Raw genomic sequence first — 15462 nt, forward strand, 5'->3', positions numbered from 1 at the left:
TGGCATCGCGGCGGCGGCACCGTTCACCGCTCGGTACGCCCCTCGATCACCGTCTGCCAGTCCGGCGCCGTCGCCGCCTCCGCCCCTGCCGTGCGGCGGCGGCCGCCGCGGGCGAAGAAGTCGGCGAGGGGCAGCGTCGCCGCGCCCACCGTGACCGCGTCCGGGCCGAGTTGGCCGAGGTCGACGGCGACGCGGGCCGCGGGGTGGCGCAGGGCGTACGCGGTGGCGTACGCCCGGACGGCGGGCAGCAGGTGCGGGCCGAGCCGCAGGCCGGCCCAGCCGCCGACCAGGACACGTTCGGGCCCGAAGAGGTTGACGAGGTCGGAGATGCCCGCGCCGAGGTACTCGGCGGTCTCGTCGAGCACCGCCGCGGCGACGGGGTCGGGCGCGGTGCCGTCGGCCGGGTGGGCGGCGGCCAGGAGCGCGCTCACCCCGCTCTCCTCGTCGGCCCCCGGCGGCAGTCGGCCCCCCGCCTCCCGCCAGCGCTCCAGCAGGGCCTCGGCCCCTGCGTACGCCTCCAGGCAGCCCCGCGCCCCGCAGCGGCAGCGACGGCCGCGGACGCTGACGGTCAGGTGGCCCCACTCGGCGGGCCCGCCCCGGGCGCCGCCGTGGATGACGCCGCCGGTGACGACGCACGCGCCCACGCCGGAGCCGATCAGGACGATCGCCGCGTCGCGCGCGCCCCGGCCGCCGCCGAACCACATCTCCGCCTGGCCGAGCGCACGGGCGCCGTTGTCGACGAAGCAGGCGGTGCCCGCGGGGAGTTCCACCCCCTCGCGCACCATGGCCTCCAGGGGCACGGCGTCCCAGCCGATCGTCTGGCCGTGCACCACGGTGCCGCCCGAGTCGTCCCGGTCGACGATGCCGGGCACGCCCACACCGACCCCGAGCAGGGGTCCGGGATCGGCCCCGGAGGTGAGGCCCGCCTCGGCGGTCACTTCCGCGACCGCCTCCCGTATGTGACGGACGATCACCTCCACGTCGTACCCGGAGCACGTCAACGGGCGCTCCGCGCGGGCGAGTTCCGTCAGCGCGAGGTCGAAGGCCTCCACGCGCACCCGCGTCTGACCCACGTCGACGCCGATCAGGCGGCCGCTCGACGGCGCGACCCGCAGCAGCGTGCGCGGGCGTCCGCCGTCGGACTCGACGACGCCCGCCTCCTCCAGGAGCCCGTCGGCGGTGAGTTCGGCGACGACGTTGCTGACGGATCCCGAACTCAGCCCGGTCGCGGGGCCGAGGGCCTGACGGCTCATCGGCCCGCCGAAGTACAGCCGTCGCAGCACCGTGGCGCGGTTGCCCACACGCAGGTCGCGCACCGTACGACTGCTCCGCTCGGCCATGTCGCCCCTCTCCGGTCCGCAACATACCGGTGCGCGAGCACTTGTCGGCCCGCGCCCGCGCCGCACCGTCAAGACGAGCGGCCGCCGCTACCCGGACCTCGTCCGCGCTCACCGGCGCAGCATGCGCAGCTCCCCCACCCTCAGCAGCCGGGCGAGCGCGAGGTAGCCCACGATCATCGTCACGCCGCCGGCCGTGAGGGCCAGCGCCGTCGCCGCCGTGCCGGTGAGCGACGTCTCGCCGCCCGCGCGGGCGGCGGCCAGGCCGAGCGCCCCTGCCAGGGCCGAGGCCAGCGTCAACTTCCCGTACGTCCGCACCAGTCGGCGTCCGTCGAGGAGGCCGCCGAGCCGTCGGCGCAGCAGCCGCGCGGTGAGCAGCAGACCGACGACGTACGAGAGGGTGTAGGCCGCGGCCATGCCGGTGACCGCCCAGCGCGCGGGCAGCAGCTGGTGGCAGGCCGTGGCCAGGGCAATGTTCACGCCCGCCACCCAGCACGCCATCCAGAAGGGGGTGCGGGTGTCCTCGTAGGCGTAGAAGCCGCGCAGGAGGAGGTACTGCGCGGAGAACGGGATCAGGCCGAGGCCGAACGCCTGCAGCATGTGGCCGAGCGGCTCGGTGGCGGCGGCGTCCGAGGCGCCGTGGGCGAACAGCAGCTCGGCGGTCCGCGGCCCGAAGGCGAGGAAGAAGAACCCGGCGGGCACGATCACCGTGCCGGTCACGCGCAGGGCTCGGGAGAGCTCGCCGCGCAGGTCGGCGGTGCGGCCCTCCGCGGCGGCCTTGCTCATCCGCGGCAGCAGCGCGGTCACCAGGGAGACGGTGACGATGGACTGGGGCAGGAGCCAGATGGTCTGCGCGTACGAGTACGCGGTGTATCCGGCCCCGGCCTTCGGCAGGCGCTGGTCGGCGATGTTGGCGTAGTTCGTCACGACGGTCAGCGCGACCTGGTTCGCGAGGACGAGCAGCAGCGTCCAGCGGGCGGCCTGGACGCTCTTGCCGAGGCCCGTGCCGCGCCAGTCGAAGCGGGGCCTGAAGCGGACACCGGCGGCGCGTACGAACGGCACGAGCGCCAGGGCCTGCAGGGCGATGCCGACGGTGGTGCCGATGCCGAGCAGTCCGACCTGGTCGGCGGTGATGTCGCCGACGCTGTCGGGCACGGTCATCAGGCCCAGATAGGCGCCGAACATCGCGACGAGCACCACGTTGTTCAGGACCGGGGTCCACATCATCGCGCCGAACTTCTCGCGGGCGTTCAGCACTTGGCCGAGCATGCCGAAGAGACCGTAAAAGAAGATCTGCGGGAGCAGGAACCGGGCGAAGACCACGGTGAGTTCGAACGCCTCGTGGTTGGCGGGGGTGTCCCGCATGTAGAGGCCGACGATCTGCGGGGCGGCCCACACAGCGAGCGCCGTGCCGACGCCGAGGACACAGACAACGAGGGTGATCAAGCGCTGCTCGAAGGCCTTGCCGCCGTCGGGGTCGCTCGCGCGGGCGCGCACCAGCTGGGGCACCAGGACGGCGTTCAGCGCGCCGCCTATCAGGAGGGTGTAGAGACTGGTGGGGACGGTGTTGGCGGTGTTGTACGTGCTGGCGAGGAGGCCGGTGCCCAGGGCCGCGGCCTGGAGGACCTGCCGGATCAGCCCGGTGGCCCGGGAGACCACCGTGCCGAAGGCCATCAGGAGCGAGGAGCGTGCGAGGGTCACGTCAGCGGCACCTCGGTCAGCCGGTCGGGACCACCGCGGAGTTCGAATTCCATGCGCTTGATCCTCGCACGGGCCTTTGACGGCGGACGCCGAGCCCGGCGCGGGGCGCGAGCGCGAGGACGCCGACCTTGCCGGTGTGGCGGTTGGTCTGCACGAGCCGGGCCGCCTCGGCCACGTCGTCCAGGGCGTACGTCACCGACAGCGCGGGCTCGATGTGACCGAGGTCCAACAGGCGGGCCACCGCGGCCTGTTCGCTGAGGTTGGCGCCGTGGCTGCCGATGACGCGCTTGAGCCGCATCCACAGGTGGCGGTTGTCGAACTCGTGGCGGTAGCCCGAGCTGGAGCCGCAGGTGACGACGGTGCCGCCGCGCCGCACCACGAACACGGAGACCCCGAACGTCGCCCGCCCCACGTGCTCGAACACGATGTGCGGGTCCTCCCCCACCAGCTCCCTGACGCGCCTGCCGAGCCGTTTGCCGACCGTCGTCGGGTCCGCGGGGGCGCCGCCGGTCAGGCCGATCTCCTCGCGGTCGACGACGGCGTGACAGCCGAACCGCCTGGCCCGTTCCGCCTTCTCCGGGCTGCTCACGACGCCGACGGCGATCCCTCCGCCGTTGCGCACGAGCTGGGCCGCGTACGCGCCGAGCCCGCCTGCCGCGCCCCAGATCAGCACGACGTCGCCCTGCGTCATGCGGGCGCCCCGGTCGCTCACCAGCATGCGGTAGGCGGTGCCCGCGCACAGCGGACTGCTGGCGGCCTCCTCCCATGTCAAGTGGGGCGACTTCGGCAGGAGTTGACTGGCCCGCGCCACGCAGTAGTGCGCGAGGCCACCGAAGTTGGTCTCGAAGCCCCAGGCCAGCTGGGCGTCGCCCAGCATGCCGTCGGCGTGGGTGGCGGGCTCCTCGTCGTCGACGTAGGCGGGGGTGACGACGACCTCGTCGCCGACCCGCCAGCGGCGCACCCCCGCGCCGGTGCGGACGACCACTCCGGCCGCGTCCGAGCCGACCACGTGGAAGGGCCGGTCGTGCCGCGCCGCCCAGCCGCCCTTCGCGCCGAACTGCCGCAGGAAGGCGAAGGTGGACAGCGGCTCGAACATCGCCGACCACACGGTGTTGTAGTTGATGCCGCTCGCCATGACCGCCACGAGCACCTCGTCGGGCGCGATCTCGGGCATCGGCACCTGCCCCACGTACAGGGTCTTGCGGACGTCCTTGTCGGTGACCCCGGTGAAGCTCCCTGCGTCCTCGGCCCGCAGGTGCGCGGCGGTGAACTCCGCCGGCACCGCGAGCCGCTCCAGGTCGTCCGCGTCGGCTCCCGCGACGACGGCCTCGGCGAGCGCGTCCATGACGGTCCTCCTTCGGGTGTGCATCGAGCCCTGATGTGCGTCGGATGGGTGCGGTGGTTCAGGCCCCCGCATGATGGGTGCGATGGTTCAGGCCCCCGCAAGGCCGAGCCCCGCCGCGAGCGTCGGCCAGGAGGCCTTGAACTCCCGCTGCCAGGACGGCCAGGCGTGCGAGCCGCCTTGGTAGAAGTGGGTCTTCGCGGGGATGCCGAGCCGTTCGAGCTGCCGGGCGAAGCCGCGCGCCTGTCCCCACAACGTTCCCTCCAGGACCGTGCCTTCGAGGTTGCCGAAGTCACTGCTGGGGATGCCGCTCCCCTGCGCGACGTACAGCCGGGTCCCGGCGAGGTGGCGGGCCTGCGCGTACGGGTTGTGGCGGGTCCAGTTGTCGCGGTGCAGGATCGGGCTGCCCCACAGGCCGGAGGGCAGTTGGAGTTCGCGGGCGACGATGGCGTTCATGACGGTGGGCATGCCGAACGCGGTCGTGTCGAGGACTCCGCTGTACGAGGCCGCCGCACCGAAGGAACCGGGACGCCGGGCGGCGAACGCCATGGCGCCGTAGCCGCCGGTGGAGACTCCGGCGACGGCGCGGGTGCCACTCGCCCGGTAGCCCTCGCGCAGGACGCGCATCAGCTCGTCGACCTGAAAGGTCTCGTAGTCGGGAGCGTCGGGGCTGCCGTGGCCCCACCAGTCGGTGGGGATGCCGGTGGGCCCGGACGACGGCATGACGGTGAGGACGTCTTTGTCGGCGAGGAACTCCTCGACGTCCGTCTCGCGCGTCCAGGAGGTGTGGTCGTCGTGCGCGCCCTGCAGCAAGTACAGGACGGGCCAGCGGTGTTCGGGCCTCGCCTCGAAGCCGGCGGGCAGGATCACGCGCACCGGAACCTCCTTGCCGACGGCGGGCGAGTCGACGGTCAGGTCCAAGGTCCGCTCCCCCGCGCGTTCCTCGGCGACGACACGCGCGCCGTCGCCGTCCCCGGACGCTTGGGCGGCCGCTCCCAATGCCGCGGGGGCACCGACGGCGCCACCGGCGGCCAGGAGCGCGGCGGCGGCCAGGGCGACCAGGCGGGTGCGGGGGCTGCGGGCGCGGTGTCCGGGCATGGGCGGTCCTCTTCTCGTACGCGGACGGGGTGGGCCGGTGGTCAGAGCGGGCGCAGGTCGCGGGTGAGGAGCGCCGCGAGGGTGTCGACGTCGGGCGGATCCAGCAGCGACAGGTGGTGTCCCGGCAGGGGGTGGACGGTGAGGTCGGAGCAGTGGGCGTCCCAGCCGAGGGCCGCGTCGTCGCGTTCGTGGCGGGCGTCGCGGACGGTGTGCGGGGCGGGTTCGCTCGCGCGGTAGAGCAGGGTGCGTCCGGCGTAGGGCCCCGGCGTGTGGCGTTCGCCGTCGCGCAGGTCCAGGTAGGAGGCGCGCTGGTGCTCCAGGACGGCGGCGGGCAGGTCGACTGCCTGCTCCAGGAGCTTGATCACCAGGTCGATCTGCCCGGCGTCGTCGAGCGACGCCAACTCCTCGTGGGGCAGCGGTAGACGACTTCCGTACGTGCGCTCCACGTACGCGGCGAAGTCGGTGAAACGGCGGCGCGCCTCGTCGGCGGGGGTGCGGTCGGGCGGCGCGGGGTGCGGCAGGACGGAGTCGAGCAGGACGAGCGCGGCGACGGTGCCGTGCGGGGTGAGCAGGCGGGCGGCTTCCTGGGCGAGCACGCCGCCGTAGGACCAGCCGCCGACCAGCCAGGGCCCCTGAGGGCTGACCTCGCGGACGCGTCGGGCGAACTCCGCCGCGCGGCCTGCCGCTTCGGCGGGGTCCGCCATGCGGTCGAAGCCGAGGACGGGGCGCACTCCGTCCAGGCTCCGGGCGAGCCGCCGGTACACGTCCGACGAGCCGCCGGCCGCGTGCGCGAGGAAGAGGGGCAGACCCGGGCCGGTCCAGGGGAAGGTGCGGAGGCGATCCCGCACAGCAGGCGCCGCGGCGTCCGCCTCGGCCATCGGAGGCTCCGCGCCGGTCACACCCGCCGTGCCCCTGTGCCCCGCGACGTCCGCGCGGTGTTCCGGCAGCAGCGCCGCGACCCCGCGCAGCGTGCCCTGCCGCAGCAGCGCGCCCGGCTCCGGCGCGCTGCCGAACTCCCTTGCCACGGCGGCCCGTACGCGGTTCGCGGAGAGCGAGTCGAGGCCGAGGTCGGTGAGCGGCGCGTCGGGGTCGATGCGGTCGGGGCCGAAGCCCATGACGGCGGCGACGTGGTGGCGCAGCCGGTCCAGGGTGGTCATGTCGCGCGGCGGGGCGGCGGACGGCGGGGCTTCGTCCGTCACCACGTCGGCGGCGCCCGGCCAGTAGCGGCGGTGCCGCCAGCGCGGCGAGGGCACGTCGACGATGCGGGCGTCCGGGTGCAGGCTCTCCCGGGGCGCGGGCGCCGCGACGCCGCGCACCAGCAGCTCGGCGAGGGAGCCGCGGAAGGTCAGGGCGTCGTCGGTGGCACGGCGCAGGGTGGGCAGCACGACCGGGTCGGCGGCGCCCGCGTCCCGGAGGGTGTCGGCCAGGGGGTGCGCCTGGGTGGGGTGCGGGGCGACCTCGACGAAGACGCGGTGGCCGTCGTCGGCGGCGGCGCGCACGGCCTGGCCGAAGCGGACGGGGCGGCGCAGGTTGGCCAGCCAGTAGGGGGCGTCGTAGGGGGCGGGGTCTCGGGGGTCGTCCAGGACGGTGGAGTAGCGCGGGACGCGGGGTGGCGCGTGCCGCAGGGTGCCGAGCTCCCAGGCGAACTCGTCGAGCAGCGGCTCGACTTCGGGCGAGTGGCCCGCTCCGGCGACCGGCAGGGCACGGGCGAAGCCGCCGTCCTGGACGACGTGGGCGATCAGGCCCTCGACGTCCCGGGCCGAGCCGGAGACCACGCACTGGACGGGTGAGGCGTGCACGGCGACGCTGAGCGTGGGAAAGCGGTCCGCGAGCGCGGCGACGGCCTCGGCGGGGCGGTCCACGACGGCCATGGCTCCCCCGTCGAGGCGGGCCAGGAGCCGTGAACGGGTCGCGACGACACGGGCGCCCGTCGCCGGGTCGAGGGCGTCGCAGACCACGGCCGCGGCGACCTCGCCCAGGGAGTGCCCGATGACGGCGGCGGGCTCGAAGCCGTAGGACCGCCACAGCTCGGCGAGGGCGACCTGAAGGCCGAACAGCGCGGGCATGACGACGGCCGGTGAGGACAGGTCGGCGTCCGGCGCGGTGCAGGCGCGCAGCGAGATCCCGGCCCGCTCCCGCAGAACGGGTTCGAGGCGGTCGACCGCGGCGGCGAACACCGGCTCGGCGGCAAGCAGTTGGTGCCCCATGCCGGGCCACTGCGATCCGTACCCGGAGAACACCCATACCGGCCCGGGGTCCCCGTCCTGCGCCCGCGCCCCCGTGACGAGGCGGGGGTCGGGCTCGCCCGCCGCGAACCGGGCCAGCGCGGCGGTGACGTCCTTCCGGCCGTGCGCGACGACGGCGGCGCGGTGGCGGCCGCGCCCTGTCCGGCCCGCGAGGGTGCGGGCCAGGTCGGCGGCGCGGACGGCCCGCGCGGCGGGCGAGCGCAGCCAGTCGGCGAGTTCACCCGCGTAGGCGCGGACGCGGTCCTCGGTGGGTCCGTCGAGGAGGACGACGGCGGGGCGTTCGCTCCGCCCCGGCTTCTGTGTCGCCCGCCTCACCGGCGCCGACTCCTGTGCCGCCTCTCTTGCCGACTCGTCTGCCGCCCGCCTCACCTGCGCCGGCTTCCTTGTCTGCGCCCGGTGTTCGGTGAGGACGACGTGCGCGTTGGTGCCGCCGAAGCCGAACGCCGAGACACCCGCCGTCGCCGTGCCCGAGTAGCGCGGCCAGGGCTCGGCGGCGCCCGCGACGACGCGGAGGCCGAGCGCGTCGAGGTCGGCGTGCGGTCCGGGCGCGGTGAAGTGCAACTGCGGCGGGATCTCGTCGTGGTGCAGGGCCAGGACGGTCTTGATGAGCCCGGCGATCCCGGCCGCCGCCTCCAGATGACCGAGGTTGGTCTTCACGGAGCCGATCAGGAGGGGCTGTTCGGGCGCGCGCCCGCGCCCGGTGCCGAGCGCGGCGCCGAGCGCTCCGGCCTCGACGGGGTCGCCGAGAGGGGTGCCGGTGCCGTGCGCCTCGACGTAGTCCACCGCCGTGGCCCCCGCGGCATGCGCCTGCTCCAGGAGGGCCCGCTGGGCCTGGGCGTTCGGCGCGGTCAGCCCGTTGGAGCGGCCGTCGGAGTTGACGGCCGTGGCGCGGACGACGGCCAGGATCCGGTCGCCGTCGCGCTCGGCGTCCGCCAGGCGCCTGAGTACGACGACGCCGCATCCCTCGCCGCGCACCATGCCGTCCGCCGACGCGTCGAAGGCCTTGCAGCGGCCGTCCGCGGCGAGCGCCCCCGCGCGCTGGAAACCGAGCGTGACCAGCGGCGAGAGCAGCAGGTTCACGCCCGCGGCGAGGGCCGTGTCGCTCTCCCCCTCGGCCAGGCTGCGCACCGCGTGGTGCACGGCGACGAGCGAGGAGGAGCAGGCCGTGTCGACGGCGAGGCTCGGACCGCGCAGGTCGAGCAGGTACGAGAGCCGGTTCGCGGCGATGCTCGACGCGAGTCCCTGCGGCGTCGCGCCGTCCACGGACGCCGGGTCGGCGGCGGCGAGGTGGGCGTACTCGGTGCCGCTGATGCCGACGAAGACGCCGGTGCGGCTCCCGGCCAGCGAGGGCGCGGGCAGCGCGGCGTGGTCGAGTGCCTCGCGGACCACTTCGAGGAGGATGCGCTGCTGGGGGTCCATGGCCCGGGCTTCGTGGGTGCCGATGCCGAAGAACTCGGCGTCGAACAAGGCGACTTGGTCGAATGATGCGCCGGTACCGGCGCGCGCGTCACCGCCGCCGAGGAACGCACCGTGCCTGCTGATGTCCCGCGGCAGCCGTGAGCCGTCCCCCACGAACGCCTCCCACCGTCCCTCCGGAACCGTCCCCACGGCGTCGCGCCCCTGGCAGAGCGCGTCCCAGAACGCGGTGGGCGAGGTGATGCCACCGGGCAGACGACAGCCGACGCCGACGACGGCCACCGCTGAACCACCCGACACCGACGCACTGTTGGGCCTGACCTTCTCGCCCGGAACCTCCTCACCGCGAGCCATCCGCTCCGCAAGCGCGGCCACCGTCGGCGCCTCCCACAGGAGAGTCGGGGGCAGCCGCACGCCCGTCACCTGGCCGAGCCTGGCCACCAGGGTCACGGCGTCGCGCGAGGTGAGGCCGAGCTCGGCCAGCGGCCGGTCATCGGTGACGTCGGCGGGGTCGATGCCGTACCAGGCACCGAGGCACTCGACGATCACGCATCGGATCTCGCGCCTCACCGAGCACCGCCCTCGAAGCCACCGTCCAGATACCGCGCCCGTCCCGCCGCCCTCGCGACCTTCCCGCTGCTGGTGCGCGGCAGCTCCCCCGGGGTGATCAGCACGAGCGCGGCCAGCCGCAGGCCGTGCCGGGCCGACACGGCCGCGCTCGCCGTGCGGACCGCGGCAGCCACCTCGTCGGGCGTCGGTTCCGCGCCGCGCCGGTGCTCGGCCACCACGACCAACTCCTCGGCGACGACGGCCTCTTCGCCCTGACCGACGGACCCGGACGGCACGCCGAACGCGGCGAGCCGGTCGCGGCGTACGAGATCGACCGCCGACTGCACGGTCTCCTCGATGTCCTGGGGGTAGTGGTTGCGGCCGTCGACGATGATCAGATCCTTCAGGCGTCCGGTGACGAAGAGCCTGCCGCCGTGCAGCGCCCCGAGGTCTCCGGTGCGCAGCCAGCCGCCCTCACCGGCCGCTTCACCCGGCGCGGACACCCCGAAGACCTCGTCCGAGAGCCCCGCGCGCTTCCAGTAGCACAGCCCGATGTTGGGACCGCGCAGCCAGATCTCACCGATCGCCCCGTCCGTGAGCGAGGCGCCCGTGGCCGGATCCGAGATCCGTACGTCCTGACCGGCAGGAACTCCGCACGAAACGAGCCGAGTCGTGGAATCCCCCACCGGATCCACCGCCGGATCCGGATCCGCCGCCGAATCCACCGCCGGATCCGGATCCGCCGCCGGATCCACCGGCCTGATCCGCCCCTCGCCGAGGGCGGCCGTATCGCATTCCAGGGCGGTCGGCGTGTCCTCGTACGCGTCCGCGGCGACGAAGACGGTGGCCTCGGCGAGTCCGTAGGCGGGGCACTGCGCCTCGGGCCGCAACCCCGCCGCGGCGAAGGCGTCCCGGAAGCGTTCGACGGTGCCGGGACGGACCGGTTCGCTGCCGTTGACGAGCACCTTCACCCGGTCGAGCCGCAGCTCGGCCGCGTCGTCCTCCTCGATGCGCGAAACGCAGTAGTCGTACGCGAAGTTGGGCGCCGCACTGATCGTGCCCGGGTAGGAGCCGAGCAGGCGCAGCCAGCGCTCCGGGCGCTCCAGGAACGCCACCGGGTCCATCAGGACGGACGGGTAGCCCGCCACGACGGGCGTGGCGATGCTGAGGACGAGCCCCATGTCGTGGAAGAGCGGCAGCCAGCCGACGCTGGTGTTCCGTGCCGCGTCGATGGCGAAGGCGGCCACGGCCTGCCGGGCGTTGGCGACGACGTTGGCGTGGCTGATGACGACGCCGGCCGGGCTGCGGGTGGAGCCGGAGGTGTACTGGAGATAGGCGATGTCGTCGGGTTCGAGCCGCTCGGGCACACCGCCGCCGCCTTCCGGCCCCTCCAATCCCCCTGAACTCCCTGAACCCCCCGAGCCCGCCAGAGCCCCCGGGCCCCCAGAGCTCTCCGAACCCCCCGCACCCTCCGGACGGTCCACAAGGACGACAGGCATCCGCGACGGCCCGCGCCCCGCCACGAACTCCTCCACCGCCCCCGACGTCGCCACGTCGGTGAGCACGCACACCGGCTCGCAGTCGTCGAGTATCGCGGCCAACCTGCCCCCGTGGCCGGGGAGTTCGGGGCTGAAGAGCGGCACGGCGATCACCCCCGCGTACAGGCAGCCGAGGAACGCCACCGGATAGTCGAGCCCCTGCGGCAGCAGCAGGGCCGCGCGGTCGCCCGGCCCCGCGACCCGGGCGAGCCGCGCGGCGACGTCCCTGGCGCGCCCGTCCAGGCCGCGCCAGCCGAGCGTGCGGTGCAGCCCGGCGGACGACGGGTCGGGGAAGTCGACGTGGCTGAAGGCGCGTTGGTGCGGACGGTGTGTGGCCCAGTGCCGCAGATGGTCGGTGAGCAGGGGGCCTGAGGGCGGCGGCGGTGCGGACATGGCGGCTCCAACGGAACGGGCGTGGGGACCGGGACGGGAGGTGCACCAGGTTCCGCCGTGCCCGGGCGCCTGGGTAAGAGGCGTTGCTGACAGTTCGTCCAAGAGCTTCTGTCACTCGGCTGACAAGGAAGCGCCGCGGTTTCGGTACCGGGGACAGACGCCCCCACCGGACGGCGCGTCGGGCCGATGCGGCACCCCGCTGCCCCCACTTCCCCCCCCACTTGCCCCCCGCTTGTCCCCCACGCGCAGTTCTCGCGCCCGGAGCTGTGCCCCCGCTGACTATCGCACCGCGTTACCCGTACGTAGCTTCACGGCTGCCCAGCACCACCTCCACCGCTCGACGAAGGGAACGCGCCGTGCTCACCAGGACCCGAACGAAACGAACCGAGCGAGCGCACCGCAAGAAGAAGCTGCTCGCCCCCGTGGTCGCGGCGACCGTCGCGGGGCTGGGCCTCGGCCTGTCCGGACTCACCGCCGGAGCCGCCGAGACCTCCGACGCCGGCACGCGCGGCGCGGCGGTCGGCACCGGCACCAGCACCGGCTCCCGCGCGGCAGCGGTCTGCGACGCCTCCGACGCGGCCGTCTACAAGCCGCCCGCGTCGGTCCCCGCCCGGCCGGGCGACGTCATCGCCTGTCGCGAGACGAAGCTTCCGCATGTGCCCGGCGACATCCCGATGCGCGCCTGGAAGGTCCAGTACAGCTCGAAGAACAACGCGGACCGGCCCGTCGCGGTCTCCGGCACCGTCGCCGTGCCCAGGGCCGAGTGGAAGGGGGAGGGCAGCCGACCCGTCGTCGCCTTCAACCCCGGGACGCTGGGCCTCGGTTCGCAGTGCGCGTTCTCCAAGCAGCTCGCGGGCGCCTACCAGGACGAGTACGAGGGCGAGAACATCGCGGCGCTCCTCAAGGCGGGCTTCGCGGTCGCCGCGACGGACGGCGTCGGCTATCTCGACGGCCAGGTCCACCCGTACGTATCCGGGGCGGACGCCGGACACGCCCTGCTCGACATCGCCCGCGCCGCGCCCGCGATCCCCGGCAGCGGCCTCGACAAGAAGACGCGGGTCGGGCTCTGGGGTTACTCGGAGGGCGGCGCGGCCAGCCTGTGGGCCGCGCAGCTCGCCGGGTCCTACGCCCCCGACCTGAACGTCGTCGGCGATGCCTCCGGCGGTGTGCCGGGGGATCTGAAGGTGGTCGCCAAGGGCCTCAACGGCGGTCCCTTCGCGGGCTTCATGGTGGACGCCGTGCTCGGCCTGTCCTCCGCGTACCCGTCGATGCCGTTCGGTGACCTCCTCAACGACCGGGGCAAGGAGACCGTCAAGAAGGCGACGTCGCACTGTCTGGTCGGGACGATCTCGACGCTCGCGTTCCAGAAGATCGAGGACAACACCAAGGGCGGGCTCACGCTCGACCAGCTCTACGCCCTCAAGGGGACGGACGGCAGGACGTGGGGCGAGGTCGTCGACGCGCAGAAGCTCGGCGTGGGCGTCGGCCCCGAGGGCTCGGGCGCGCAGCACGAGATCGGCTTCCCCGTCATGCAGTACCGCGGCCTCGTCGAGGAGGTCATCCCGACCGAGACGCAGGACGCGACGCACAAGGCGTACTGCGACGCCGGGGTTCCGACGCGGTGGAAGACCTACCCGGGCGACCACCTGCTGACCGACCAGCTCGCGAAGGACGACACGGTGCGGTGGCTGGGCGACCGCTTCGCGGGCAGGCCCGAGTCCGGCGACTGCGGATCGGCCTGACCGGCCGCGGCGGGCGGCCGGAGCGCCTCCGCCCCGGCCGCGGGCGGGGCCGCCGGCGCGGCGTCGCGTCGTCGCCCTCGAACGGGCCGCCGTGGCCGGGCACGATCAGGTCGGCCACGGCGAGCACCCGCCGCAGGCCCTCCCGGCGCAGGAGATCGCCCGCCGGTCGGCTACGGCGGCGCGGCCGTGCCGCGCGCGCAGTTCGTACGGCTCCGCGGCGCGCCTCCCCCGCTCCTACCGCAAGGCGTTCACCAACACGGTGTGACGGAAGGGGCGTTGGCCGCGGTCGGTGCCCCGATTTGTCAGCCGAGTGACAACACAAGTCCCCGGGCTTGTCGGCCGCTGATGAGCCTGCGCGCGAGGACGGCGATATCTTCACCGAACCTTTGTCCCCGCGCACAGAGGGAGCACTCGATGGTGAACGGTGCACCGCGCCCCAGAGGCGTGACGGCTCCAGTGCCCCTGGGGTCGGCCGCCGAGCCGCAGTCCGCTTTCCGCGCGTTCCCCTCCGGCCTCCACGACCATGTGCGGCCCTATCTCGCCGACATCACCGACGAGGTCGTCCGGGCGATCCGGACCCAGATCCCCGAGTACGCGCGGCCGATGGACGACACGTACATGCACGTCGTGAACCGGGGCGTCGAGCAGGCCCTGGAGGGCTTCGTGGCCCGCATGGCCCACCCGGACGCCGACTGGGACTCGGTGAAGGCCACGTACCAGGCCATCGGCAGGGGCGAGGCCGACGAGGGCCGCAGCCTCGACTCCTTCCAGTCGGCGCTGCGCCTGGGCGCCCGGGTGACCTGGCGGCGCGTCAACGCCCTTGTGGACGCGGACCTGTTGCCGCGCAGTGTGCTCGCCGCCTTCGGCGAGGCGCTCTTCCTGCACCTCGACGAGATGGCCGCGGCGACGACCGCGGGCTACACCGAGGCACGGCTGCACGCCGCGGGCGAACTGCAGCAGCGCCGCGCCCGCCTCATCGATCTGATCACCGCGGACCCGCCGGTGTCGGCGGAGGCGATCGCGGGGCTCGCGCACGCCGCCCAGTGGCCGGTGCCGAGGGAGGTCGCGGTCGTCGTCACCGACCACGCGCCCGCGCCGGAGGACGTCCGCCCCATCGTGCCGCCCGAGTTCCTCGCCCGCTTCGACGAACGGCCGGGGCGCGTCGTCGTGCCCGACCCCGAGGGCCCCGGGCGGGCCCGCGCCGTCGCGGGGGCGCTGCACGGGCTGCGGGCCGTGGTCGGTCCCACCGTCGCCGTGCACGAGGGCGCGCGGTCGCTGCGCTGGGCACTGGACGCGCTGGAGCTCTCCCGGCGCGGCGTCCTGCCCGCGCCGGACGTGCTGCACTGCGCGGACCATCTGGCGACGCTGCTGCTCTTGCGGGACGAGTCGCTCATCGATGCGCTGGTGCGACGGCGCCTGCTGCCGCTGGACGCCGTGCGCTCCCCGCAGCGCGAACGGCTCGCCGAGACGCTGCTCTGCTGGCTGCGCTGCGGCCACAACGCGAGCGAGGTGGCGCACCGGCTCGCCGTCCACCCACAGACGGTCCGCTACCGCCTGCGCCAGCTGGACGAGGTCTTCGGCGACCAACTGCACGATCCCGCGGCACAGTTCGAGATGCAGCTCGCGCTGCACGCGGTCAGCCTGCGGCCGGCGGCGGACTGAACGCCGGGTGGCGTCGCGCTCGCGGGCGACGCCGCCCACACGACGCCGTTCCTGTCCGGCCAAGGCTCCAGTGCCCCCCTCGTAGGCACGTACATCCTCGCCAGTGAACTGGCCACCCACCATGGGCAGTGCCGCCGACACCGGCCAGCCCCCGCCCGACTGGCGGCCGAGGCCGGGGCCGGTGGGGCGATGAGTTCTCCGCCGCCGAGGAGTCATTACTCGTACAAAGCCCGTGCAGGGAGCCCGCGTTGGAAGCAGGTGCGTCATGTGTTCCCACCAGCCGCCGTGCCCGACAGCCGACAGCACCGACCGCCACGCCGCCGCCGTGCTGACCGCCCACCCCGAACAGGGCTGGAGCCTGCTGTGCAACGGCACGATCGTCTTCGACGACACCGGCGAACTCCTCCCGGACGGCCGGGTCGTGCCGCCGCGGCGCGG

9 protein-coding genes and 1 pseudogene are annotated in these 15462 nt (G+C 74.4%); 4 read left to right on the top strand and 6 right to left on the bottom strand.

Features of this window, described 5'->3' with window-relative positions:
• Nucleotides 1-23 precede the first annotated feature (23 nt).
• The 6 genes from ACZ4D5_RS23110 to ACZ4D5_RS23135 form a co-directional block, all read right to left on the bottom strand.
• Nucleotides 24-1340: an ROK family protein gene (locus ACZ4D5_RS23110; protein WP_467774273.1), complete on the bottom strand. Its 1317-nt coding sequence runs from the start codon at nt 1338-1340 to the stop codon at nt 24-26.
• A 108-nt stretch (nt 1341-1448) separates the two neighbouring features.
• Nucleotides 1449-3011 (bottom strand): murein biosynthesis integral membrane protein MurJ, encoded by a 1563-nt coding sequence (gene murJ, locus ACZ4D5_RS23115; RefSeq protein ID WP_467774475.1) that lies wholly within the window; start codon nt 3009-3011, stop codon nt 1449-1451.
• 43 nt (nt 3012-3054) lie between these two features.
• A complete protein-coding gene (gene ccrA / locus ACZ4D5_RS23120; protein ID WP_467774274.1) occupies nt 3055-4383 on the bottom strand; it encodes a crotonyl-CoA carboxylase/reductase in 1329 nt (442 codons plus the stop codon).
• 87 nt (nt 4384-4470) lie between these two features.
• Nucleotides 4471-5478 (bottom strand): alpha/beta hydrolase, encoded by a 1008-nt coding sequence (locus ACZ4D5_RS23125; RefSeq protein WP_467774275.1) that lies wholly within the window; start codon nt 5476-5478, stop codon nt 4471-4473.
• Between the two features lie 41 nt (nt 5479-5519).
• Nucleotides 5520-9689: an acyltransferase domain-containing protein gene (locus tag ACZ4D5_RS23130; RefSeq protein ID WP_467774276.1), complete on the bottom strand. Its 4170-nt coding sequence runs from the start codon at nt 9687-9689 to the stop codon at nt 5520-5522.
• 17 nt (nt 9690-9706) lie between these two features.
• Nucleotides 9707-11620, bottom strand: coding sequence for a fatty acyl-AMP ligase (locus ACZ4D5_RS23135; RefSeq protein ID WP_467774277.1), 1914 nt, complete (start codon nt 11618-11620; stop codon nt 9707-9709).
• 446 nt (nt 11621-12066) lie between these two features.
• Between ACZ4D5_RS23135 and ACZ4D5_RS23140 the strand changes: the two genes are divergently transcribed.
• From ACZ4D5_RS23140 to ACZ4D5_RS23155, 4 genes and pseudogenes are all read left to right on the top strand, one after another.
• On the top strand, nt 12067-13362 hold the full coding sequence (locus ACZ4D5_RS23140) for a lipase family protein (RefSeq protein WP_467774476.1): 1296 nt from the start codon (nt 12067-12069) through the stop codon (nt 13360-13362).
• 91 nt (nt 13363-13453) lie between these two features.
• The gene (locus ACZ4D5_RS23145; protein WP_467774278.1) at nt 13454-13627 is read left to right on the top strand and encodes a hypothetical protein; all 174 of its coding nucleotides are present in this window, start codon (nt 13454-13456) and stop codon (nt 13625-13627) included.
• A 149-nt stretch (nt 13628-13776) separates the two neighbouring features.
• Nucleotides 13777-15024, top strand: a complete 1248-nt coding sequence (locus ACZ4D5_RS23150) for a PucR-like N-terminal domain-containing protein (RefSeq protein WP_467774279.1) — start codon at nt 13777-13779, stop codon at nt 15022-15024.
• Between the two features lie 265 nt (nt 15025-15289).
• Nucleotides 15290-15460: pseudogene (locus ACZ4D5_RS23155) on the top strand (DUF5999 family protein); the annotation flags it as partial.
• Between the last annotated feature and the right edge of the window lie 2 nt (nt 15461-15462).

This window comes from Streptomyces sp. NPDC025651 (assembly GCF_055558735.1).

Excerpts from the sequence above, each read along its gene's own strand:
- ACZ4D5_RS23150 (WP_467774279.1), top strand. The coding sequence starts at position 13,777 with ATGGTGAACGGTGCACCGCGCCCCAGAGGCGTGACGGCTCCAGTGCCC.
- ccrA (WP_467774274.1), bottom strand. The coding sequence starts at position 4,383 with ATGGACGCGCTCGCCGAGGCCGTCGTCGCGGGAGCCGACGCGGACGAC.
- ACZ4D5_RS23125 (WP_467774275.1), bottom strand. The coding sequence starts at position 5,478 with ATGCCCGGACACCGCGCCCGCAGCCCCCGCACCCGCCTGGTCGCCCTG.
- ACZ4D5_RS23135 (WP_467774277.1), bottom strand. The coding sequence starts at position 11,620 with ATGTCCGCACCGCCGCCGCCCTCAGGCCCCCTGCTCACCGACCATCTG.
- murJ (WP_467774475.1), bottom strand. The coding sequence starts at position 3,011 with ATGGCCTTCGGCACGGTGGTCTCCCGGGCCACCGGGCTGATCCGGCAG.
- ACZ4D5_RS23110 (WP_467774273.1), bottom strand. The coding sequence starts at position 1,340 with ATGGCCGAGCGGAGCAGTCGTACGGTGCGCGACCTGCGTGTGGGCAAC.